Source organism: Mycobacteroides franklinii (genome assembly GCF_002013895.1).
In the GTDB taxonomy this organism is placed as follows: Bacteria; Actinomycetota; Actinomycetes; order Mycobacteriales; family Mycobacteriaceae; genus Mycobacterium; species Mycobacterium franklinii.
The window spans coordinates 40,580-61,596 of sequence record NZ_MAFQ01000001.1; the positions used below are offsets into that span (position 1 = coordinate 40,580).

Annotated in this window: 23 protein-coding genes; 18 read left to right on the forward strand and 5 right to left on the reverse strand. The window is 63.7% G+C overall.

Annotated features, from left to right (window positions below):
* The first annotated feature begins 176 nt into the window (after positions 1-176).
* The 18 genes from B4393_RS00340 to B4393_RS00420 are packed head-to-tail and all read left to right on the forward strand — an operon-like array spanning position 177 to position 17,209.
* Positions 177-3,881 (forward strand): phage tail tape measure protein, encoded by a 3,705-nt coding sequence (locus B4393_RS00340; RefSeq protein WP_078332940.1) that lies wholly within the window; start codon positions 177-179, stop codon positions 3,879-3,881.
* Complete coding sequence (locus B4393_RS00345; RefSeq protein WP_078332493.1) at positions 3,881-4,987, forward strand: hypothetical protein; 1,107 nt, start codon at positions 3,881-3,883, stop codon at positions 4,985-4,987. The genes B4393_RS00340 and B4393_RS00345 overlap by 1 nt, the downstream gene beginning before the upstream one ends.
* Positions 4,984-6,702, forward strand: a complete 1,719-nt coding sequence (locus B4393_RS00350) for a Gp37-like protein (protein ID WP_078332494.1) — start codon at positions 4,984-4,986, stop codon at positions 6,700-6,702. The genes B4393_RS00345 and B4393_RS00350 overlap by 4 nt, the downstream gene beginning before the upstream one ends.
* Positions 6,702-7,256: a phage gene 29 protein family protein gene (locus tag B4393_RS00355; RefSeq protein WP_078332495.1), complete on the forward strand. Its 555-nt coding sequence runs from the start codon at positions 6,702-6,704 to the stop codon at positions 7,254-7,256. Before B4393_RS00350 ends, B4393_RS00355 begins: the two co-directional genes overlap by 1 nt.
* Complete coding sequence (locus B4393_RS00360) at positions 7,253-8,359, forward strand: hypothetical protein (protein WP_078332496.1); 1,107 nt, start codon at positions 7,253-7,255, stop codon at positions 8,357-8,359. The genes B4393_RS00355 and B4393_RS00360 overlap by 4 nt, the downstream gene beginning before the upstream one ends.
* On the forward strand, positions 8,359-10,824 hold the full coding sequence (locus B4393_RS00365) for a hypothetical protein (RefSeq protein WP_078332497.1): 2,466 nt from the start codon (positions 8,359-8,361) through the stop codon (positions 10,822-10,824). The genes B4393_RS00360 and B4393_RS00365 overlap by 1 nt, the downstream gene beginning before the upstream one ends.
* Positions 10,825-10,833: 9 nt before the next feature.
* Positions 10,834-11,040, forward strand: a complete 207-nt coding sequence (locus B4393_RS00370) for a hypothetical protein (RefSeq protein ID WP_078332498.1) — start codon at positions 10,834-10,836, stop codon at positions 11,038-11,040.
* Entirely contained in the window at positions 11,041-12,093 is a 1,053-nt protein-coding gene (locus tag B4393_RS00375; RefSeq protein ID WP_236743082.1) for a glycine-rich domain-containing protein, read from the forward strand.
* Positions 12,094-12,113: 20 nt separating this feature from the next.
* Positions 12,114-12,485 (forward strand): hypothetical protein, encoded by a 372-nt coding sequence (locus tag B4393_RS00380; protein WP_078332499.1) that lies wholly within the window; start codon positions 12,114-12,116, stop codon positions 12,483-12,485.
* The gene (locus B4393_RS27735; RefSeq protein ID WP_165758530.1) at positions 12,485-12,637 is read left to right on the forward strand and encodes a hypothetical protein; all 153 of its coding nucleotides are present in this window, start codon (positions 12,485-12,487) and stop codon (positions 12,635-12,637) included. Before B4393_RS00380 ends, B4393_RS27735 begins: the two co-directional genes overlap by 1 nt.
* A gap of 58 nt (positions 12,638-12,695) precedes the next feature.
* Positions 12,696-12,959: a hypothetical protein gene (locus B4393_RS00385; RefSeq protein WP_078332500.1), complete on the forward strand. Its 264-nt coding sequence runs from the start codon at positions 12,696-12,698 to the stop codon at positions 12,957-12,959.
* Positions 12,956-14,458: a peptidoglycan recognition protein family protein gene (locus tag B4393_RS00390; RefSeq protein WP_078332501.1), complete on the forward strand. Its 1,503-nt coding sequence runs from the start codon at positions 12,956-12,958 to the stop codon at positions 14,456-14,458. Before B4393_RS00385 ends, B4393_RS00390 begins: the two co-directional genes overlap by 4 nt.
* Complete coding sequence (locus tag B4393_RS00395; RefSeq protein ID WP_078332502.1) at positions 14,458-15,591, forward strand: peptidoglycan-binding protein; 1,134 nt, start codon at positions 14,458-14,460, stop codon at positions 15,589-15,591. The genes B4393_RS00390 and B4393_RS00395 overlap by 1 nt, the downstream gene beginning before the upstream one ends.
* A gap of 39 nt (positions 15,592-15,630) precedes the next feature.
* Positions 15,631-15,852, forward strand: coding sequence for a holin (locus B4393_RS00400; protein WP_078332503.1), 222 nt, complete (start codon positions 15,631-15,633; stop codon positions 15,850-15,852).
* A 20-nt stretch (positions 15,853-15,872) separates the two neighbouring features.
* Positions 15,873-16,118: a hypothetical protein gene (locus B4393_RS00405; RefSeq protein WP_078332504.1), complete on the forward strand. Its 246-nt coding sequence runs from the start codon at positions 15,873-15,875 to the stop codon at positions 16,116-16,118.
* Positions 16,115-16,309 carry a DUF7620 family protein gene (locus tag B4393_RS00410; RefSeq protein ID WP_078332505.1) on the forward strand — a complete coding sequence of 65 codons (195 nt, stop codon included), beginning with the start codon at positions 16,115-16,117 and terminating at the stop codon, positions 16,307-16,309. Before B4393_RS00405 ends, B4393_RS00410 begins: the two co-directional genes overlap by 4 nt.
* Entirely contained in the window at positions 16,306-16,668 is a 363-nt protein-coding gene (locus tag B4393_RS00415) for a putative phage holin (RefSeq protein ID WP_078332506.1), read from the forward strand. The genes B4393_RS00410 and B4393_RS00415 overlap by 4 nt, the downstream gene beginning before the upstream one ends.
* The gene (locus B4393_RS00420) at positions 16,661-17,209 is read left to right on the forward strand and encodes a hypothetical protein (protein ID WP_078332507.1); all 549 of its coding nucleotides are present in this window, start codon (positions 16,661-16,663) and stop codon (positions 17,207-17,209) included. The genes B4393_RS00415 and B4393_RS00420 overlap by 8 nt, the downstream gene beginning before the upstream one ends.
* A 12-nt stretch (positions 17,210-17,221) precedes the next feature.
* Here the strand turns inward: B4393_RS00420 and B4393_RS00425 are convergent, their stop codons facing one another.
* The 5 genes from B4393_RS00425 to B4393_RS28000 all read right to left on the reverse strand — a co-directional run bounded on the left by B4393_RS00425 (position 17,222) and on the right by B4393_RS28000 (position 21,016).
* Entirely contained in the window at positions 17,222-17,458 is a 237-nt protein-coding gene (locus B4393_RS00425; RefSeq protein ID WP_078332508.1) for a hypothetical protein, read from the reverse strand.
* A gap of 149 nt (positions 17,459-17,607) precedes the next feature.
* The gene (locus B4393_RS00430; RefSeq protein ID WP_078332509.1) at positions 17,608-17,799 is read right to left on the reverse strand and encodes a hypothetical protein; all 192 of its coding nucleotides are present in this window, start codon (positions 17,797-17,799) and stop codon (positions 17,608-17,610) included.
* Between the two features lie 40 nt (positions 17,800-17,839).
* The gene (locus tag B4393_RS00435; RefSeq protein WP_078332510.1) at positions 17,840-18,442 is read right to left on the reverse strand and encodes a hypothetical protein; all 603 of its coding nucleotides are present in this window, start codon (positions 18,440-18,442) and stop codon (positions 17,840-17,842) included.
* A 26-nt stretch (positions 18,443-18,468) separates the two neighbouring features.
* Positions 18,469-18,924 carry a hypothetical protein gene (locus tag B4393_RS00440; RefSeq protein ID WP_236743083.1) on the reverse strand — a complete coding sequence of 152 codons (456 nt, stop codon included), beginning with the start codon at positions 18,922-18,924 and terminating at the stop codon, positions 18,469-18,471.
* A 217-nt stretch (positions 18,925-19,141) separates the two neighbouring features.
* On the reverse strand, positions 19,142-21,016 hold the full coding sequence (locus B4393_RS28000; protein ID WP_236743084.1) for a hypothetical protein: 1,875 nt from the start codon (positions 21,014-21,016) through the stop codon (positions 19,142-19,144).
* Between the last annotated feature and the right edge of the window lies 1 nt (position 21,017).

Genomic DNA, 21,017 nt, shown 5'->3' on the forward strand with positions numbered 1-21,017 from the left:
CGTGGCGCCGAATCAGAAGCCGCCCACGCATCAGTTTGTGGGACAACCAATTCCAGTACATCACCGAAATCGAAACACCTCTGTATATCGAGCCGTGGCCGATCTGGCTGCGGCGGATTGTGCGGCGCGCGCTGCACCTGAGGTAAGGCGGAAGCCACACCGTGGCAGCACAGGGCTTGGATTTCGGGTACTACACCCTTCCCGTCATCCCGTCGTTTGCGGGCATCGAATCGAAGTCGCAGACGGCGCTGAACCGATCCGTGGGCGGGCTCGGAACCAAGCTCGGTAAGGACTTCGGAAAGAACCTCGCCGACGGCATCGTCTCGTCGGAAGCGCAGCTGTCCCGCGCCTACGACAACGTCATCAAGATCAAAGACAAGGCCGCTGACGCGACCGGCAAGCTGACGACCGCTGAAGCGAAACTGCAGCGGCTACAGAAGATCGGCGCATCCAACGACCGGATCGTCGCAGCCACCGAAGCCCGGAACAAAGCGCGACGCGACGAGGCACGCGCGATTAAGGAAGCCGAAGCTGCCCAGTCCGATTACGACGACACACTGAAACGGCACGAGAAGGCCTCCGGAGGAATTGACAGTCTGGGATTCAGCTTCGAAGGTCTGGCGGGGAAGGCGACAGTCGCAGCAGCCGCGTTGGGCACGGCGGTCGGTGCAGGCCTGGCAGCGGCGGTCACCGGCGCTGTCCAGCTGACCCGCGAGTTGTATGACGTCGGCGCACAGTTCGACGAAACATTCGACCAGCTGCAGATCACCACCGGCGCCAGCGGAGACACACTCGACGCACTGGAACTGTCCGTAAAGAACCTCGGACGCTCTGTGCCACTTCCGTTCACCGAACTCGGCAAGGTCGTCGGCGAGGTCAACCGCGACCTGCATCTGACCGGCCCGCAGCTAGACGCCGTGTCGAAATCGGTTGCCAACCTCGGCCGGCTGACCGGTGAAGCGGTCGATGTGCGCGGGCTTGGCCGCGCGTTCCGGTCGTTCGGGGTCGAAGGCAAGGATCAGGTCGCGACCCTCGATTCGCTGTTCGGCGCGTGGCAGCGCACCGGTATCCCGATCAACGAATTGTTGTCGACAGTCACCAAGGGTGGCCCGCAGCTTCGCCAGTTCGGATTCGACTTCGGCCAGTCCGCGGCACTGATCGGCACGCTCGACGAAGCCGGGCTCGATGCCGAGAAATCGCTGATGGCCTTGAACAAGGCGATGACCGTTCTCGCGAGAAAGCAAGGCATCACAGGCCCGGATGCACTGAAACAGACTGTCACGCAAATCAAGGCGTTGAGCGACGCTGGCCGCGACGCCGACGCGATCAACTTGACCAACAAGATCTTCGGCCCTAAGGGCGGCGGACAGTTCCTCGACGCCATTCGGCGCGGGGCAATTGATCTGCAGACGCTGCAATCGGCGCTCGAATCGACCGGCTCGTCGATCAACGACACCGCCGCCGACACCGACGACTTCGAACAGAAGTGGCAGATCTTCAAAAACAACACCGCGACCGCGCTGGAACCGTTGGCGTCCGGGCTCTTTGAGTTCGTCAACGTCAGCTTGACCGAGCTGTCCCAGTGGGCGCAGGCCCACGCCCCGGAAATCATCCGGTTCTTCGGCCAGGCTGCTGACGTCGCGATCGTGTTCGGCCAATCCATCATCGGCATGACAGGCCAAGCGGCGCGCGCGCTGGCGCTATTGGTCGGCGGTGTCGGCAATTTCGTCGGCACACTACTCAAGGCGGGAGCCGCGGTCGACGATTTCTTCGGACGCCACGACAAGGCCGATGAGCAGCGGCGAGCCGCCGAGGAAGCGTTCGCGTGGGGCCAGGGACTGAACAAGGTGGCCGACGGCGCCAACGATTTGAACAACGCCCTGTTCCGGATGCGAGACAAGATCAAGGCCAGCTCCGAAGAGATGGCCACTGCAGCCGAATTCACTACCGCGCTGGGCGAGGCCACGGCAAATATCCCAGACGGCAAGACCATTCAGATCTCGGAGAACACCCCCGAGGTCCGCCGCAAGCTCGCCGATATCGGAGTGCAAGTCGAAACCCTGCCTGACGGAACGGTGACGGTCACCGCGAACACCGATCAGGGCAAGAAGATCCTTGACACCTGGCGCAAATCGATCGAGAAGGACAAGCCGGCCGAGGTCCCGATCGGCGCCGATACCTCGGAGGCAGAACACAAGTGGGCGTTGTTCCGCGACATGCTGCAGAACCCTGGACAGACCCAGGTCACGGGCCCGTTCCTGGGCGGCAACGCCAACGTTAAAGCGCCGTGGAATCCGTTCCTTCCGCCTGCGCGTGCTCGTGGCGGAATTTTCGACGTGTGGGATTCGGTGGCGTCGTTCGCTCAAGGCGGCACCCTGCCGAGTCGGGCGATCATTCAGCCCGCGGTGCCCGGTTCAGGGCTGGTGCAGTGGGCTGAACCATCCACCGGGGGAGAAGCATTCATCCCACTGGACGGTGGGCAACGCTCGCTTGATATCTGGCTAGAGACCGGGCGGCGGCTCGGCGCTATCCGGGGATTCGAAACAGGTGGGTTCCGCGGCCCCGATGTGATCGCCGCCTTAGGCATGACGGGCACCCCGTACAGCCAGGGCAGCCGCAACGACTGTTCAGGCATGGCTGCCCGCGTCATCAACCGGGCGATGGGCCTGCCCGACGACTCCCTGATGACCACGAAGAACGCCGAACAATGGTTGGCGGCGCGCGGTTTCCAGCGCGGCATGGGCGGTCCGGGCACGATCACAGTCGGCTGGTACGACCATGGTCCGAACCCGAATGACGGCCATATGGCGTTGACGCTGTCGGACGGAACACCCGCAGAGTCTGGCGGCTCGCACGGTGATTTCCGGGTGGGCGCGGGTGCCGCTGGGGCCGATAGCCCGCAGTTCGACCAACACATGTACCTGCCGAACCTCTACGGCGAAGGCCTAGGCGGCTCTGGCGGTGGCGGTGCCACATTGTTCGGCGGCGGCGGTGGGGGCGCTGGCGGTGGCCGTGGCGGCGGCGGAAGCGTGTTCGGCGCCGGATACCAGACTGGCCGCGGTACACCGGGATACGACGAGGACGGCAAGCCCGGCTACTACAACCCGGATCCGAAACAGGTCCGCGAAGCCCAGGAACGTGCCGCTGATGCGCAGCAGCGCATCAAAGACGCAGACGCACAGGTGAAGATCGCCGAGGCGCGTAAGACCGAACTCGACTTCGACGCCTCGGAATCCCAGAAGCTGTCTGCCGACAACGCCTTGGAGAAGGCGAAGGCCGATGCGGCGAAAGCGCGCCGCGAAGCCCAGGACACGCAAGCCGACCTCGCTGACGCCCAGCGTGGAAAGTTCACTGCTGCTAAGGAATCCAAGAAGGGCAAGGGCGGCGATGATCTCAGCGACATAGGCAAGATCATCGGTGGCGGGTTCGCCGAGACATTCGGTCTGGATGGTTCGGTGTTCCCGAACATCGAAGACCTGGGCATCGTCAAGTTGGCCAAGGCCATCTTGGGTATCAAGTACACGCCGCAGGGAACCAATTTCGCGGGCGGTCTGCTGGCCGGCGCCAGTGGCGGCGGCGGGCTCGGTAGCCCCAGTGGCGCGTTCGGTGGCGCGAGCTTCGACGGCGGCGGCGCCACGTCTGGTTTGCCGTTCGGGATGGTGCCCGAAGTGTCGTCGATGCTGCCGTCCCTCACCGGCGTATCGGCGCATCCGGGCTCGGGTATGCCGCCGGGTGTCGGCAACGGGCCGGTCGATCAGTCCGTCAATCTCACGATCAATAACCCGCAGGGCGACGAGCGGTCGATCGCCGACCGCACCCGCCGCGTCCTGCTGAACACACCGCGCCAGATGACCCACGAACCCATCGGCGGTGGCCCCTAATGACGAGCGCACAACTTACCGGGCCACGCCGCAACGTGCCCTGGTCGCAGCTGTCCGAAGCTGCACGAGGCGAGGCGGTCTCATGCGCATGGATCGGATCAGATGGCCACCATTGGCCGCTCACCGGGCAACTGGCGGGCAGCGAAGGCGCGTTCATCACCGGACCCATCGACGGCATGGTGCACGTCCCGTTCGAAGGAATATGGACCACACCCGCCTACGGCCCACCGCGGTTTGAACGCACCGTCGACGGCCGACGGGAAATCTCGTTCACGTTGGGCCTGATGTCCGATTCGTCGCTCGGCTGGTATGACACCGAGGCCCGCTGGTGGCGAGGATGCAAGAAGGACGCCACCGGATACTTCACGGTCACCACCCGCCGTCACGGCCAGCTGTGGATTCCGATGCAGCTGCTCGAGGCGCCCAAATGCGCGCTCCCGGATGACCCCGCGCTGCAATGTGTCGCGTTGCACGAGATCATCTTGGCCGCTGACGGTGAGCCGCGCTGGCACCGGCCCGACACCTCGCCGCCGCCGTTCGTGCGCCCGCCCGGTGGCCCCGGACTGGGATTCATCCGGATCGCGAACCGTTCCACCGAACCGGCGTGGCCGATCTTCTTTGTGCAGGCGTCCAAGACCGCGCCGTCCAAGGTGCGTCTGGGGGATGGCCCGAACGCAATCGTGTCGGGCGAAGAGAACCCGTTCGACGATTGGCCGAAGCTGTCGCGGCTTTTCGGGATCCCGTTCGTTGACGAGATCTTGGGCACGTTCACCCGCACACGCGACGCGAACATGATCGATGTTCCGGAGTTGAATCCCGGTGAGCACTGCGTCATCGACACCGATCCGACGCACCGGATCGCGATCACCGCCCAGGATCCGCCCGACAACCTGGTCAAGAAATTCATCCGCAATAGCGAGCTGCTGAACTGGATTCTGAGTAACTACGGCGATTCGGGATTGCCGCTGCTGCAGCGGTTCCGGGGCCAAGGGTTCTCGGTTCCGATCCCGCCGCGCACCGTCGCGACGATCCCGGTGTCGCATAACCAGCCTGGCGGCAAGATTTGGTGCCAGCTGCCGCAACGCTTTGAAAGCGCGCTCGCATGACCGCGCCCACCCTCACCCTGGACCCGAAGACGCTTGCGGGTGATTTCACGCCAGAGCTGCGGATGCATCTGCTAGAGCGGCGCTGGGCCTACATGAATCGCCGCACCAAGGCGCCGTTGGTTCGTATCTGGGACAAGGAATTCCGGTTTATCGCCCGCGTCGAAAACCTCGACAAGTGGGACTGGGAGGAATTGGCCACCGAGGACGGCGAAGCCAACATCACGTTTTCCGGCAAGGCCAATGACTGGCTACGCGAAATCATCACCTACCAGATCGGTGATGACGAAGACATTCACATCACGATCGACCCCGACCCTGACAAGCCGCACGACTTCCGGACCCGATGGGGCGGCAAGGTGCAGGTCATCGAGGACGACGAGGAAGCCGGAAAGGCTGCCGTCACCACCCTCAAGTGCATCTCAAATCGACGCCACCTCAAGGGAATCTATCTCGCAGCCAACCCCATATTCCCGATGGAGGTGCAGCTGCCCAAGATGTTCCTGTGGGGCGGTCCCACGGTCAGCACCTGCGCGACCGCCGTGTTCTTCAACTGCATTCGACTGTTCACGCTCAACGGATTCTTCCCGGTACCGCGGAACCTGTTCGCGCCGGAAACATGGCTGCAGAACACCTCGCCGCTCAATTGGCCTGTACAGGTCATGCCCGTGGCGGGGCTGTTCGACCAATCACGATGGTGCACCGTCGGTTCCCGCTGGAAGGACGCGCACACCGTTCTGTCGCCGGTCATGAAGGACGCCGGCGTCATCTGCCGCGCCTACACGTGGCTACCCGGCGACCCCGCCCCGTACACCATGTTCGGCCCCGAACTCGCCGAAATCCTCAAGCCCACACGCGCCTGCGTGATCCTGTCGTTCGAAGACAAGTCCGGTGTGACCGGCCCGACGGGCACCATGCTCGACGGCGCCATCAACCTGTTCGCCGCGACCCTCGATGACCTGATCACCGAGACGCTGATCCCGATCGACGCCGACCACGACGGCGAGGTCGACCCGTTCTTCCGGAAACTGCTGCTGGTTTCCCCGAAGCCGCCGCCGTTCGTGTACCGCGACGTCGGATACGGCAACATCCGCCGCCGCAAACTGCGCATCTACAAGAGCCGCGCCACCGACATCATCGTCGGCGGCAAATCGCCGCAGTGGGTCAATCAGGCCATCACATTCGCGATCCGTTACGGCATATCGCAACTCGCGCAAGTGGTGCTCGGCCAAGAGGCCTACGGCGTGGAGGGTTTGGACAACCTGTATCAAGGCCAGCTGGACGACGTGTTCCTGGCGTTCATGCGGTACGTCAACCCGCTGCGCTCGGCGAAGGCCGGAAGTTACGCGTTCCGAGAGTATTTCAAGAATCCGGGCGGAACGGCGTACGTAATAAACGCCATCCAAGAGCTAGCAGCCGGCGACTTCGAGATGAAGGCGTACCGGTCGATGAAGTTCGACGTCGGCGACGGACAGCCTTACATCCTCGGCGAGGATTTTTGGCTCGGCGACCGGGTATCGGCGGAAATCCGGGGCGTTGTCTACACCGACCAGATCATGGCCATCAAGGGCGAAGGCGACCGCACCACAGCGGGCCGGCCCACCGTGTCGTTCGGCGACGACTCCCGCGACGAAGACCCGGTCGCCCGCGGGTTCCGCACCATCGGCAACGTCGCGAACTTCGCGGCCCTACTAGCAGGAAGCGGGGACATGTTCTGATGAGCAGACGAAATCAAAAGCAAGGCAAGGTATTTCCGAAGTTTCCGTACGACCGCAAATTCACCAAAACCGAACTTGACGAGATCTTCGCGCGCCAAGACCGGCTGTGCGAGGCGTTCCGGGACGCTGTCGGCCCGAACGGGTGGGGCCTGGGCATGCCAGAAGACCATCTGCAGCTGCTGATGTTCCACGGCGCGCTGGCCGGCGCAGACGTCGACGAAGACAATGCGTTCATCCGGCCGCGCAGACTGCCCGACGAGAGCGGGCGACTGGTCGACGCCGTCGAATGGGTCGTGAAAAAGGAAGACACACCGCGCGCCCGGAACAGGGACGCCCGCCGTGAAGCGCGCGCACGTGCACGCGAGATCGACGAGCTGGATCCGGAAGTGCGCGACGCGCTGATCGAGATGGTCAAACGCAAAGGCCAACGCGCCTACGACCGCAGCCACGCCGAGGTGTCGGCCGATGACCGCGACGAATACACCGCCCGACTCGCCGACACCGACGACGAACAACCCGAAGACCGCGACGACACCAAGGAGGGCACATCGTGACGTCCGCACTCATCCCCACCGAGCCGATCTTTCTGGGCGAAAGGGTAATCCGCACCCTGTTCTACGCGGCGCCACGCAACCCCGGCGACCCGCAAACCATCGTCGGCACATTCACACTGATGCCCGGCGAGGACAACATCGTCCTGGACGCAATCAAGGGCGACAAGGGCGACCGCGGCGACATGTCGCCATTCTGGCGCCCGCAGTGGGGTTCCACGATCAACCTGCCGGTCGACCTACCCGATGACCTCGGTGACGCCGACGCCGGAATGGCCTGGTACATCGCCGGATATTGGCACGTCTGGGACGGCAACGGCTGGCGAATCATCCTGGGCGCCATCCCCGGCCCGCCCGGCCCCACCCCGAACCTGCACATGACAGCGCGCGGTGTCGCGCCGCCATCGGGCGGCATCACCTACCCGCTGAACCTGAACGTCACACCCGGCGGCAGCACACTGGAACCGACGTTCGCGATCGACATCCCCCTCATTCCGGGTCCCAAGGGGGATAACGCGCGAATCCTCGAGGCCGAAGATTTCGTCGGACCCATCGAGGACGGCCAGTCCCTGATCTACGACTCAACGTTGGCCAGCGGCGCCGGCGGGATCCGCGGCGGCAGCCCAGTCGGCACCGTCAAGAAACTCAGCATCCCGGAAAACTCATTCACCGGCGGCACCTACGGTTCCACCTGGAATATCGTTGCCACGCTCATCGTTCCGGGACAGCCGCTGGCGTACTACCCGGAGTTCGACGGGCACCTGCGGTGGAAGCGCAGCGGACTGTTCAACAGCGCGCAAATCGAAGTGCAGGTACGGGCGTTGCCGCAAGGATCGACGAGCGCGCCCGAGACCGGAACGTTGTGCGGGCGCGCTCTGTACGACCCGAGCACGTTGGACGCCGAAACCATCGCGCACGTGCGCGAACAGTGGTCCGACACGGGCTATCCGGCGCGCGCGATCGGCCCCGACTCCGGCGAAGGCCGGATCCCGGCGAACACGTCCATGGTGTACTACGTGCTGCTGTACCGGATCGGCGGCAGCGGCTCGGTCGTGTTCTCCACCCCTGGCGCGCACATGTCGATGAAGCTATTCCCGGTGAGCTGATGCCCCGCAGCGTCGATAAGTTCCCAGAGAAGCGGGGCGCCGGCGCCGCGTCCCTGAATAACCCGCTGCGCTCGCAGCTGGATTACGAAACGGCGCTCGCCGATACCGCGCAGCAGGCCGGCGACAAGATCCGCGGCGCCATTTCGGGAGCCCTCGACGACGTCGTTGACGTCATCTACGAACTAACCGGGCTGGATCTGTCCGAGCTGAAAGAAGCGCTCGAAGGAATCAATCTGAGCCCCGGCGCGATCCTGGCGACAATCGTCGAGCTGGCCGGAAAGGCGCTGGGCTTTCCAGGGGTGCTGTCAATCTCGCGTATCGCCAACATCATTCAGGACCTGATCAACGGCGCCGGGGAGTTCCTGAACGCTGACAGTGTCACCGGCAACCCGTACTGGTCCTGGGATTCGGTGATGCCCGGATTCCTTTCGGGCGGCTCAATCCGAGCAACCGCCAACGGCACACAGCAGGTCATACGCTCGGAACCCTTCCCGGTGTTTCCCGGCCAAACCCTAGAACTGCGCGCAGCCTCGCAGTGGACGGGTGCCACCGCCACCGCCGGATCCAACCCCGTCAAGGTCGGGTTCACCCCATTCGACCCGGCGGGCAACCCGTTACCCGATGTCATCCGCGGCAGCTTGCAACCCTCCGGTGATCATGGCTGGCAATGGGTTCCGGTCCAAGACAAATGGCCGGTGCCTCCCGGCGTGGCGCAGGTGTCCGAGCTGCTCATCCTGGACAGTGGCGCCACGGCCGGAACGTTCCGATTCTCCAACGCTTCGGCGTGGGCATCGAACCTGCTAGATCTAAGCCTGGTCAAGGATCTGCGCGAGATGGTCGACGCCATCGGCGGCGCGGTCAACTCTGAGGTGGCCAACATTACCGCCCGCCTACAGGCGATCACCGCCGACGGCAAGATCACCGCCTCAGAAATCCAGGGCCTGATCCAGCAAGCGCAGGTTTCGGGGCTTGTCATCATTCAGACGGTCCTCAATCAGATCAAAGATGTCATCAACGGACTTGTAGTCACGCCCATCAACGGCATCGTGCAGGACTTCAAGAACTGGTTTGGCCTCAACCAGAACAAGACTCAGGCACTTAACAGCTCGGGACAGATGGCCGGTTCGGCGATCACTGGCGCTATTAGCGAGGCTGTCACGGGCATCGGGTCGCTCAAAGACGGCATCGTCAACGCGGCAACCGGGCAAAGTGGCAGCGGCTTCGACTTGGTCGCGGTGATTAACGGACTCATCGGAGTCAAGCAGAGTGCGGACCAAGCCGGGGCTGCGGCAGCGGCCGTGGCCGCGCTACAAGCCAAGCTGCAAGGTCAGCAGAACGCAGCTGGCGGTGGCCTGAACTACACCAGCGTATTCGGCGGTGCTGACGGTGCGGCCCTGCCCGTCGAGTTCACCGGCGCTGATCTGAAAGTGCGGGGCAACAACGGGTACGCCGGTATCGCCGCGTCGAAACCAGACGGTACCTACGTCGTCACCTGCAACAAGCAGTACAGCACCGACGATCAGAGCCTTGCCGTGGTGCTCGGCGATCAGGGCGGATCGACCAATGTTCCCGAATACCATCTGTTCCACTCGGATTCGGGATACACCGCGGGCGCTTGCCTCAAGATCGACAACGGCAGTGCAACCATCGGCAGCTACACCCGCTCGGGCGCCAGCATCACGTTCACGCCATTCTCGGGCGGGTCTTGGTCGGGAACGCTCGGGCAGGGCTCTCTGGTCGAGGTGCATAACGTCGGCACGACGTGGACGCTCACCGTGGGCGGCAACACTGTGCTGTCGGTGACCTCGTCGGCGGTGACGTTCGGCGCATCCACCCGGTACGGCGGCGGATTCGTCATGCAGCGCGCCACCGTGAACAACGGATGGTTCCAAGGGACCACCACCTACGACAGCTTCCGGGTTGCGGCTATCACGTTGTCGGACTACATCGAACCCATCTATTTGGGTTCCGGTGCCGTGATGGCCCGCACCAACACCGCGGCGGTGACGGTCGCGACGGGCACGACGGTGTTGCCGAACAGCTTCTACACAGTGGTGCAGGCGGCGACACCGGATATCGCCTGCAATCTGACCACCGGCACAATGACCGTCTCGTTGAGCGGTTGGTACTTGGCCAAGGTGTCCACGAAGTCGAACATCTCCGCCACCGCCACCAACAGCTCAGGGCAGGCTCAACCCGCGATTTTCGTCAACAGCACGACTACGGTATCGAAGCTCGGTTTGCCGCAACAGTATTCGCGATCCAACTCCAGCGACGGAAGCATCGACCTCACCATCCCGGTACTGGCGCTGTCGGACTCGTTCGTCATCTACCTGAACGCCGGGGACGTGGTGCGCGCCGGACAGGTCATCGGCGCCAACGCCACCACCCGCCAGCTCACTGGGGACTCTGCGGGCACAGCGACCTACCTGTCCCTATCGCTGCTCAACCGAAGCCAGATATAGAGGCGAACAATGAATTTCACTCAAGACAAAGCCGGATACATCAAGGCCAAGAATCTCGACGGGGCCGACGTGTGGTTCAAACCGCTCAATCTGAGCATGCGCAACGTTGCCGACGGCCTGGAACTGTCATTCGCCGGACCGTACACCCTCACCGTTCAGGGCGCTGCCGCCGAATACCTCGAATTCCTCGAACCCACGCACGCTGCCGAGGAATAGATGCCCTGGTCACCCAACCCCACCATCCCGTCACCGCCGCGGGGCGGTAAGTGGTCACCTAATCCGATCGTGCCGGCGCGCGCATCTGGCGGTAAATGGCATTGGGTACCGCGTGCAGGCGCGATCGACACCGGCATCGGGGAGGACTCGGCAACTCTGCTGGCCCACCTTCTGGCCACCGAGACCGCCACGGGCGCAGACAGTGCCGCGCTGCTCGCACACCTGCTGGTCACCGAGACCGCCGCGGGCGCAGACAGTGCCGCGCTGCTCGCACACATGACCGGCCACGACGACGGAATCGGATCCGACTCTGCCACTGCCGTACTCAGGTACTACGTGAGCGGCACCGACGACGGAATGGGCTACGACAATGCGGCATTGCTGGCCCATCTGACAGGCACTGAGTTCGGCCAGGTCTACGACACCGGCACACTGTTGGCCCACTTGACCGGACTCGATTCAGGTGGGGGATACGACAGCGCCACCGCGGTATTCAGCCCGCACGCGCCCGACACCCAATCGTGGTCGGCACCAGGCACAATCACCTACAACATCCCGTCGTGGTGCCGGTACATCGACATCGTGCTCGTCGGTGGCGGCAACGGCGGCGGTGGTGGGTTCGCCGGGTTCGTCACTGGTGGCGGCGGCAACGCGGGCAACTGGTCACACGTCACGTTGGAGCGCGGCGTCGACATTCCATGGTCGGCGACCTCGATCACGATCGTCATCCCGGCAGCCACACCCGGTGGCACACAAGGCAACAAGGGCGCCGGCGGCGGCACCGTCACCGCGTCGGTGCCTGGGTCGGGCTGGTCTGGGCTGTCGGCTGCGGGCGGCACCGGAGATCAGTTCGGCTCTACCCGCAACGGAGCCTCGCCCGGCACCCATACCTACAACGGCCAGTCCTACAACGGCGGCGCTGTCCAATCCACTGCACAGGCAGCGGGTAACCCACCCGGCGGTGGCGGGAATGGCGGCACCGGAAACGCCTTCAACGGCAACACAGGCGGCGCGGGTGCACCAGGCGGCGCCTGGGCTCGCGCATATCAGTAACCCAACTCTAGGAGGAAATCATGGGAGCCACATCAGCTCATCAACAGGCGATTTGCAACGCAATCGCAGCGGCAGGCAACACCATCAAGGCGTGCAGCGGCGACCCCGGCACCGGCACGAGCGCCGCAAACGTGATCGCTTCAACGCCAGCGTCATTCAACACGACGTGGGGTCCTGCAGCAGACGGTGCGGGGGCCGACGCTGGGTACGCCGTATCTCAAGGCTCCGCCGGGGCACTGCTGATACCGGCGTCCACAGTGGTCAGTCACTACGCCATCTTCAACGGCTCCACCTACCTACGCGGCCGTGCCCTCGATACGCCAATCACCGTGGGTGGCAGTCCAGTAAGCATCGATATCACGCCGAAAACCCGGTTCAAGGGCGGTCAGTGATGTTCGGGCCACTGTGCAAGGTGGGTGCGAGCTGTGTCGCAATCGCGCTCGTCACCGCGGCGGCGACGTTCGTGGTGGTCACTCATATCGCGCCCGGTGAACGCCACCGCGATCCGCGACTCACGGCGCCACAGCGCCAGAACGGCTGGTGACGCTGCGCGGCATCAACACCCCCGCAGCGCTACCTTCCGAAACGGAAAGCGAGACACCATGAAACCCATCGTCAAATGGCTATTCAACACGGCAATCGAAGCCGCACACGAATATCTGGACGAGCACCCCGAATTGGGCGAGCAGGTCGCAGAGACCATCGCGACGAAGGTCGTCGACGCCCTACCCCGACTCGTCAACAACCTCACCAACATCACCCCATGGCAGTGGGACGACAAGGCGCTCGACGGGCTCGCTGAACGCGTCGCGAAACTACTGCCGGCGCTCGTGCGCCAATTCCTGGGATTCGGCCCGCAGTCATGAGTTTCGTGTGGTTCCGGCCCGACGGCCCACTACGTAGCCGTGAGCAGATCGCCCGTGAGGTGCACGCGGTGTCGCTGGCGCGCGGACTCGACGAACTCGCCACGGTGCTGACGCTGATGTGCATCGACGTCGAGGTCGGCGCCGATGACGACAACGGGGATCCGCAGTGGTGGTGCCCGTGGAACGCGAACGATCCGAGTTCCGAGAAGTACCCCCACGACGCCGAATCAGACGACGGGCGCTCGGTGGGCTATTTCCAGCAGCAGAACGGCGCCCCCGGCGAGGTGGTGGCGGGCAGCGACAACTGGTGGGGGAACATGCGCTCGCGCATGACGCTCGCGCTGGCTGCCGACGTGTTTCAGACGCGGCTGGCCGATGACTACGGGCGTGCGGCCGGAAACCCGGCCCTCGCTGGTCAGTTCGTGCAGCGGGTGCAGCGGTCGGCCTATCCCGACCGCTACGCGGCGCGCTGGGACGAAGCGTGGGCGGTGCTGCGGCGCGCGCTCGCGCAAGGCCCCGTCACGCCCAAACCGCCGCTGCCGCCGATCGGGACCGGCAGCCCCACTACCCGCACCCGGCTCACCTCGAACCGGTACGTCGGCCGCGGCGGCAAAACCCCGCGCTGGATCGTGGTGCACACCCAAGAGGGCGGGCGCAGCGCGTGGGATCTGGCCGGGTTCCTGATCTCTACCCAAGGCACGCCAGGCGCGGTGTCCTACAACGCCTGCGTTGACGACGTCGAGACGGTGCTCACCGTCAACTGGGACGACACCCCATGGTCCGCGGTCAACGCCAACTCCTACGCATTCCACATCTGCATGGCCGGTTCCTACTCGGGCTGGGATCGCGGCAAGTGGCTCGAAACCGACGCCTCCGACGGCAAAAACGAAGACCTCCAACTCACCCGCACGGCCCAGTTGATCGCGTGGTTGTGCCGCACCTACGACATACCCGTCGAGTACATCGGCGGCAACGGAATCCCTTGGGGCCGTGACGGTATCTGCGGTCACCGTGACTTCGGAAGCTGGGGTGGTGGCCATACCGACCCCGGCGACAACTTCCCTTGGGACGAGCTGATCCGGCGCGTCCGCCTCTACCTCGATACCAGCACAGGAGATGAAGACATGGCCCAAGTGCCGCAATCTGAATGGCAAGAAGTGATCGACTTCGTGCGCGGGCAGAACCAACCGATCCCCTCGACGTCGCCGCTGCGACACCTCGGGGAGGGCAACGTCACCACGCGAGCGGATCTTCCGCGCGCGATCGACGCCAACCAGCACGTGACGGCCGTCGTGACGCTGGCCAACGAGGGTCACACCCCCTCGATCGCGCTGCTGTGGGAGGTGTCCACGGCAGCCGACATGCCGGGCAAGTACCCGGACCGGCAGGAAGACGCCAAACTCGCCAAGGCGCTGCTGGCCAGTATCAGCAAGGCCAAGGTCACGGTCGCGCGCGAGGACATCAAGGCGTGGCTCGACGCAGAGAAGAAGGCCGCGTAATGACCTGGCAACAGCCGCAACTGGCGGACCCGCCGATGGGCCCAACCGATGAAATCCGCAAGCTGCAGCACCGACTGCTGTTCGCCTACCCCGGCCGGTCGGACGCACACAACCTCGGCGTGATCGAGTCGGGCGTATTCGACGCGGCTACCGACCGTGCACTGCGAAACATGCAGGAATACCTTGCCGCCACCGAAGACGAGAAATACAACCGGCAGCCCGGGGTGCTCACCTACGACTGCAAGACCCGGCTCGGTGTCGTGCTCGTCGCACCCAAGGCGAAAGAGAAGCGGTTCGTACAACAGGGCGTCGGATTCTCCACCGATGCGTTCCTGATGGGTGATCCCACACATTCCTATGTCGATGCCCGCGCCGAGGGTAGCGCCGAGCTGCTGCGGCTAGCGCTGCCCATGGTCGGCGTGCCCAAGATCTGGATGGGCTACAGCATGGGCGACGACGTGGTGAACACCGCCTTGCTGCAATGGCCCGAAGATCGGCGCGACGAAATCAAACTCGTCATCGGATTCGGTGGCCCGTCGCGCCGCGACGGTCCCACGCTGCTCGGTAACAATCCAGGCGGACAAGGCATTTCCGGGGTGTTCGGACCAGACTGGGCGGTTCCCATCACCTACCAGTTCACCCACGAAGGTGACATGTACGCCAACGCCGTCGGGCTACTGCCGTGGCTGTACCAGATCCTGACCCGCATGGAGATCTCACTCGAATTCGCTGCCTACCTGTTCAACCTGTTCATCTCCACCGTCGGCGGTCAGCTACTCGGCCTGTTGACCTCATCGCTACCGGGAGCCGGTGCGCTGTCCGCCGTGGCCAACCTGGTCACCACCGGGCCGACAAACCAGGTCGGCGGTCAGATCCTCGATGCGATGAAGCTCTTTACCCTTCTGCCGCAGATCATCCAAACCATCGCCGCCGCACTCAAATTCATCTCCACAAACGCGCACTTCCACTACCACGACCAACCCGAAACATTCTGGAGTGGGCTGACCGCGGTGGATTGCGCCGCGCAGATCATCACCGAAAAGGTCTCGACTGCAACAGTGTTCACAGTGCCCGGCACCGTCTCGTGGTGGAACGACGGCCCGCCGGCGTGGACGGCCTGGAAGCTCCCGTAAGCCCAACCGGCCGAATTCATCTACCCACAAGGAGGAACGATGCTCACCAAACAGTTCTGGATCGACGCGATAGAACGCGCAGTGCGCGCCACCGCGGCCAGCGTCGGCGGCGTGTTCGTAGCCGACGCCACCGTGGCCACGGTGTCATGGCAAGGCGTAGCCGTCGTCGCCGGCACTGCCGCGCTGACCTCGATCCTGCTGTCATTGCAGGGATCGCGCGTGGGTGACCCCGATTCCGCTGCATTGGTCAAGCGCCCGTGACACTAACGGCCATCGGCCCCATGTCAGTGCTACTCAACAGCCCTGACGACTACCTGTGGGCGTCGCTGGTCGGGTTGTGCGTGCTCGCGATCATGTTCGGCTGGCTGGTACCCCGATGGGTGTACAAACAAACCATCGCTGACAAGGACAAGCAGATCGGGGATCTTCGCGCAGCCGAGGCGGCCAACCGGGAGTCCATCGCCAAACTTGCCGGCGCGGCCACGGTGACTGCCAAGGTCGTTGAGCAGATCGGACCGAGTCAATGAAGCGCCCGTGCTGGTGGCGCCGGGCCATCGACACGACCGAACGCGCCAAGGATGCGGCCACACGCGCCGAGGCCGAAGACACCCTTGAAAGGGTCAGTGCGCTCACCGCCAAGATGGCCGAGCAGGAACGTCGCAACCATTTCGCCGAAGCCGTCGAACGCTCGATGCGCAGAAAGTACGGAACCACATGAGAATCCGCCGTACCTGGCCGCATTTGGCCGCGACCGTCGCAATTACCACCGCGGTATTCCTAGCAGCACCGTGGGGTATCAGTATCGCCATGACCGCCGCCGCCGTGTGTGCGTGGACGTTCGTCGGACTGTATGTCGGGCGGTCCAACTGGCGCGCAGAAGCTATCGGGAAGGTCATGGTCCTGACCAATGTGTTCCTGGCACTGGTACTGACCCAGGCGGCGCTGTCGCAGTGGACCGACCGCGACTACCCCTACCGCGAACAAGTCCGTGTCGTCATGTACACCGCGCTCGCCTACGGCATCGGCTGGAAAATCGCACTCCTCACACGCGCACAGAAAGCCGACAACGATGACTGACATAGTCGATATTCCATGGTTCAAATGCGTTGGCCTGTACGGCAACATCGTCCCCGACACCCTAGACAGCGGCTACCGGCCCGACCATTTCAAACCATGGGGCGCCGTGACGTTCACGCCCCGGATCGCGGGCCCAGACAACAAGCTGGACCCACCCGAGCCGCAGTTTCGGCTGACCGCGCACACGCCGCCGATCACGCTGCTACTGGTGCCGTTCGATGCCCGCATCGAGAACGGGGTGTTGAAGCTGCCGCGCCTGGACGCGCCGGCGGGGGAGAACCCGACACCGACCGAGATCGATCAGCAGCGCGCCAGCGTCGGTCTGGACATGCTCGCGAATTCGCCTGCGCTGCAGTTGGGGTCGGGATACAAGCTGGTCTACCAAGTGCAGTTCGGGACCATGAAGGTACTGGGCAAGGAACACACCTTCGATTCGTTTTGGTTTGTCGCGCCGACCGTCACCGACTTCACCACCGAGCCGACGTGGACCCCGCCCGCAATCGACCTGACGGTCGTCGAACGATTCACGCCGGTGACGTAGCCTGCGCGATCCCTACTTGGGAATCTTCGGCAATGTCCCGGTGGCGATTTCCATAGCTTTGGCGCACAAGTCAATGCGGCCCTTCCCCGTTCCGGCACCGACATTCACGCTCACAGTTGACCGCTGGGCGGGCAAGGTAACGACGCACATATCAGGCTCTTGATGCAGCGAAGCATCGACCCCTGCAACGGCAATCTTCTTCTCGCCCTTGTCCCAGATGCGCTGAATGGCAACGTTGCTGACGAACATGTTCAGATTCCATATGGCGGTATTGCTCGCCGATTCCCACTCGCATCTGCGTAAGCCCTTGTCGACGCTTCACCCCCCGTGAAGCTGGGTCAAGCTTAGCGCCGTGTGGCGTTAAATCGTGGGATTAGAAACACCGTGCCGACCTGGTATTACCTGGCGGCGGGTTCGGCCGGGTGTGGGTTGTCGACCCAATCAGCGGGCTCTAGATGTGTCCATTGACCGCTGGGGTCGTCGCCCTCGGCGATGGCCTGTTCGTCGGTCACCGGCGCCGGGTAGAAGTGGATCGCACCCGAGCAGGTGCCACAGGTTCCGGTCTTCTGGAAACGCTTGATCGCGGTCATAACTCAATGGTGAACGACCGCTCCCGCCTGGCGTGCACAGCTACACGAGGAAGTCGTGGACCTGGCTACGGATCCCCGAGATCTCCTCATCGATTCTCATGCGCGGCCATGACTCGGAACCCCCGAACGCCCACATAGATGACAGCTCCCGCAGCTTGCCAATTACGTACGAGAACTGCGGCAGGTTGAGCGGCGGCGAGTAGACATCGGATCGGATCTGCTCCACTAGGAGGCCGCCGAGCCGGTTCGTCATCGCCTGGTGGACTACCGGGGGGCCAGGCATCCCGCCGTTCTCAGGCAGCGACAACCACGACTCGACTTCGGTAGCGCGGGAGTCATCGGCGATGGCGAGCACCCGGTACGTCGCCGCGATGGTCGCCTCGCAGGGACTCCACAGGCCGTAGTTGCCGATAAACGGAATGTCCCTGGCCGACTCCGCTAACTCGTACATGGAGTCGGTGTCCGCAACGAGACTGAGCAGCATCGCCGGCTCGAATAGCAGCTGCATACCGACATCACCGCCCACGGTCCCCTTCGCGATGGCCCGGTCGACGACCTTGTTCCCACGCTTGCTGAGTAGCGGTGCACACCGGTCGTACACCATCGAGAGCCGCGGCTTGATTAAACTGTTCACCTCGGCCATCTGCTGCGTCGAGAACCGCGTGATGTCTACTGCCCCTTGGTTACTACTAAGTGCGGTCGCGGCGAATCCGGCCCGTTCTTAATTCCGTGTTCCCATAGTTGCTGCGCGAACGACAGATACACGTCGACGGAGTCGCAAGTGAGGTTGCCGATCTCGCGCTTGCCGCCGTAGAACCCCGGCACAGTCGCCCCTGCGCACGCGTCGAACTCCAAGTAGTTGATGCCGACAGCGCCCATCCACTCGCCGAACAAGTCCGGCAGCAGGAAGTCCTGAGCGAGTGGGACACTCAACGCGCGTTCGAAAGAGTGGGCGTCCACCCAAGGCGTGACCGAGCCGTCGAATGGGTCGAGAACCACCACCGTGCGCGAGGTCTGTGCGCGGTCCGGCATCCCCTCTGGGGTCATCCGGCTCGTGACAGCGAACTGACGTGCCAGCCAGTCGAATGCGAACACTTCGGCATCGAGCCCCCGCGTCCGGAACATAGCATCGATGGTCGCCTGAGCTGCAGGTGCCGACGCAGCGTCGTGAAACCGGAAGAGTCCTCGGTTCATAGAGCGCCCACACATCCCTCGGACAGCGAACATGTCGCCGACCAGTCTGGGCGCCCACACTTCGGTGGGCCGTGTCGGCGGGTCGAATGCGAATTCCATCTCCGGATTCCTGTTGTCGTGGCGGCTAATCCTATGTGTGCAGCGTATGTCAGGGGCCCGGATCTGGGAGACGCACGCCACCGAATTGGGTCCCCTCGGGGTACCGGTTCATCCCCGAGTTGAGCTGTGAACCGAAGCTCGAGTTCACGCTACCGTCGAGCAACCCCATGTTGTCGACCGAGTCGAGACCACCTGCTTGCAGGTCTCGAATGTGGTCTACGTGCACGCCAGGTGGCACACGGTCCAAGCCGAGGGTGTCTAGGAACAACTGGCGGATGGCGGGGTCGCGCACTCCTGGCAGAGTCTTGCTGAACCCCTCGTCACCGAGTGATGCGTTGAATCCCTGCACCTTGTCCTGCATCTGTGAGTGCTGGAAATCCGACCAGCCATCTTTCATCGACATGTCGATGAAAGGAAGACCATTGCTGCCACCGACATCAGCGATACCGCCGCCCAAATGGTCGCCGCTTAACCCGCCGCCGTGATCCCCGCCTATCGGGTGGTCAGCAATCGGGCCGGGGTGGACGCTCGGAAGTTCGACATGCGCGTGCCCTGGCATCAGGGACGTGTCATGAGGCAGGCCTGGCATGTCGAGGAGGCCCCCGCGGCCGGCGATGGTGGCGTCGCCGAGTAGTCCGCGTGCTCCGGCTGCGGCCTCACCGCCGATGGCTCCGGTGGCTAGGCCTTCGGTGCCCAGGATGATGTTTTTGCCGATGGATTCGCCGGGGTGGTGGTAGAAGTCCTGGGCTTCTTGGATGCCCATTTTGGGTGCGGCCAGCGGATCGGTCATCAGCTCGTGGACCTGCTTGGCTGCGCCCAGGCCGACGTCTTTCCAGGCATCGGCGACACCTGGTGCGCCCGGTCCGGCTTGTCCGGTAAGGATCTTGCCCTGTTCAATCTGGCCGTCAATTGTTTTGGTGGCCGAGTCGTTGGCGCGGCCCACGATGTCGTTGAACTGATCACCGACAGAGTTATGCAGCGGCACCTCACCGGGCGACCGCATCGGGCCACCGTCAGGTGCAAAATGCGGTGTCTGAGCTCGCGTTACGGCGTCGTTGACCCGCTGCTCAATCTGGTCGGCAGGCACACCCTGGCGTTGCAGGTTTTGGCGGGTGATGTCTTTGAACGCGGGCACATCACGGTCGGCCAATGTCGGAGCCAGCTTGGCAGGTGCGGCTTTGTCGATATTGCCCACACCCGGCAGCGCCCCCACCCCGCCGAGCTTGCTCGGATCAACACTCTTATCCCCCACAGAGACACCGTTTTTCGGGTACCACTCCTTGTACTTGGCTTCCGTATCGGCACCAGTAGCGGCAGCGGCTTTCGTCGCCCCCGGATCACCATCAGGGTTGGGAGCGGCCAAGTTCTGCAGCGCCCCCGCAGAACCATTCGGCTTGATGGCTGAGCCCGGTGCCAGCGGCAGCGCCCCGGTAGATCCGGAGGGCTCGGGGAGTTCCTTGGCCGCTTTGATCGCGGCGGTCAGGTCAGCGTTCGCGGTCTCCCCGGCCGCGCGGATCTGCTTGAGGGTGCTGGTCAGGTAGTCCAGCTCGTTTTTGTCGTACTTGCCGCTAGGTGGGGTGACTTCACCGGTATCTAGGTTGATGGTGAATTTACCGCTGGCAGCGTCGTTTTCGATCTTCTTGAGGAGCTGTTGCACGCCCTCGAATTCATCGGCAGCACGCCGGATCTTGCCCGCCGCGCCGTGCTGGGCCTCGGCATGACCACCCAAGTACTTGCCGTAGACGTCTGTCTGGTGATGGGCCGCGTCCCCGGAGACGCCTTGCCAGGCATCCCCAGCGATCGGCAACCGTTCCACACCCTGTTTCATGTCGCGGTTCGCGCCCGCCATGATGTCCAGGGCGTCGGCAAGGTCGCGGGAGGACTGCACCTTGGCGCGCTCGAGATCAGCCAGCGAAAACGACACC

Excerpts from the sequence above, each read along its gene's own strand:
- B4393_RS00345 (WP_078332493.1), top strand. The coding sequence starts at position 3,881 with ATGACGAGCGCACAACTTACCGGGCCACGCCGCAACGTGCCCTGGTCG.
- B4393_RS00350 (WP_078332494.1), top strand. The coding sequence starts at position 4,984 with ATGACCGCGCCCACCCTCACCCTGGACCCGAAGACGCTTGCGGGTGAT.
- B4393_RS00355 (WP_078332495.1), top strand. The coding sequence starts at position 6,702 with ATGAGCAGACGAAATCAAAAGCAAGGCAAGGTATTTCCGAAGTTTCCG.
- B4393_RS00365 (WP_078332497.1), top strand. The coding sequence starts at position 8,359 with ATGCCCCGCAGCGTCGATAAGTTCCCAGAGAAGCGGGGCGCCGGCGCC.
- B4393_RS00370 (WP_078332498.1), top strand. The coding sequence starts at position 10,834 with ATGAATTTCACTCAAGACAAAGCCGGATACATCAAGGCCAAGAATCTC.
- B4393_RS00375 (WP_236743082.1), top strand. The coding sequence starts at position 11,041 with ATGCCCTGGTCACCCAACCCCACCATCCCGTCACCGCCGCGGGGCGGT.
- B4393_RS00380 (WP_078332499.1), top strand. The coding sequence starts at position 12,114 with ATGGGAGCCACATCAGCTCATCAACAGGCGATTTGCAACGCAATCGCA.
- B4393_RS27735 (WP_165758530.1), top strand. The coding sequence starts at position 12,485 with ATGTTCGGGCCACTGTGCAAGGTGGGTGCGAGCTGTGTCGCAATCGCG.
- B4393_RS00385 (WP_078332500.1), top strand. The coding sequence starts at position 12,696 with ATGAAACCCATCGTCAAATGGCTATTCAACACGGCAATCGAAGCCGCA.
- B4393_RS00390 (WP_078332501.1), top strand. The coding sequence starts at position 12,956 with ATGAGTTTCGTGTGGTTCCGGCCCGACGGCCCACTACGTAGCCGTGAG.
- B4393_RS00395 (WP_078332502.1), top strand. The coding sequence starts at position 14,458 with ATGACCTGGCAACAGCCGCAACTGGCGGACCCGCCGATGGGCCCAACC.
- B4393_RS00400 (WP_078332503.1), top strand. The coding sequence starts at position 15,631 with ATGCTCACCAAACAGTTCTGGATCGACGCGATAGAACGCGCAGTGCGC.
- B4393_RS00405 (WP_078332504.1), top strand. The coding sequence starts at position 15,873 with ATGTCAGTGCTACTCAACAGCCCTGACGACTACCTGTGGGCGTCGCTG.
- B4393_RS00410 (WP_078332505.1), top strand. The coding sequence starts at position 16,115 with ATGAAGCGCCCGTGCTGGTGGCGCCGGGCCATCGACACGACCGAACGC.
- B4393_RS00415 (WP_078332506.1), top strand. The coding sequence starts at position 16,306 with ATGAGAATCCGCCGTACCTGGCCGCATTTGGCCGCGACCGTCGCAATT.
- B4393_RS00420 (WP_078332507.1), top strand. The coding sequence starts at position 16,661 with ATGACTGACATAGTCGATATTCCATGGTTCAAATGCGTTGGCCTGTAC.
- B4393_RS00425 (WP_078332508.1), bottom strand. The coding sequence starts at position 17,458 with ATGTTCGTCAGCAACGTTGCCATTCAGCGCATCTGGGACAAGGGCGAG.
- B4393_RS00430 (WP_078332509.1), bottom strand. The coding sequence starts at position 17,799 with ATGACCGCGATCAAGCGTTTCCAGAAGACCGGAACCTGTGGCACCTGC.
- B4393_RS00435 (WP_078332510.1), bottom strand. The coding sequence starts at position 18,442 with ATGGCCGAGGTGAACAGTTTAATCAAGCCGCGGCTCTCGATGGTGTAC.
- B4393_RS00440 (WP_236743083.1), bottom strand. The coding sequence starts at position 18,924 with ATGTTCCGGACGCGGGGGCTCGATGCCGAAGTGTTCGCATTCGACTGG.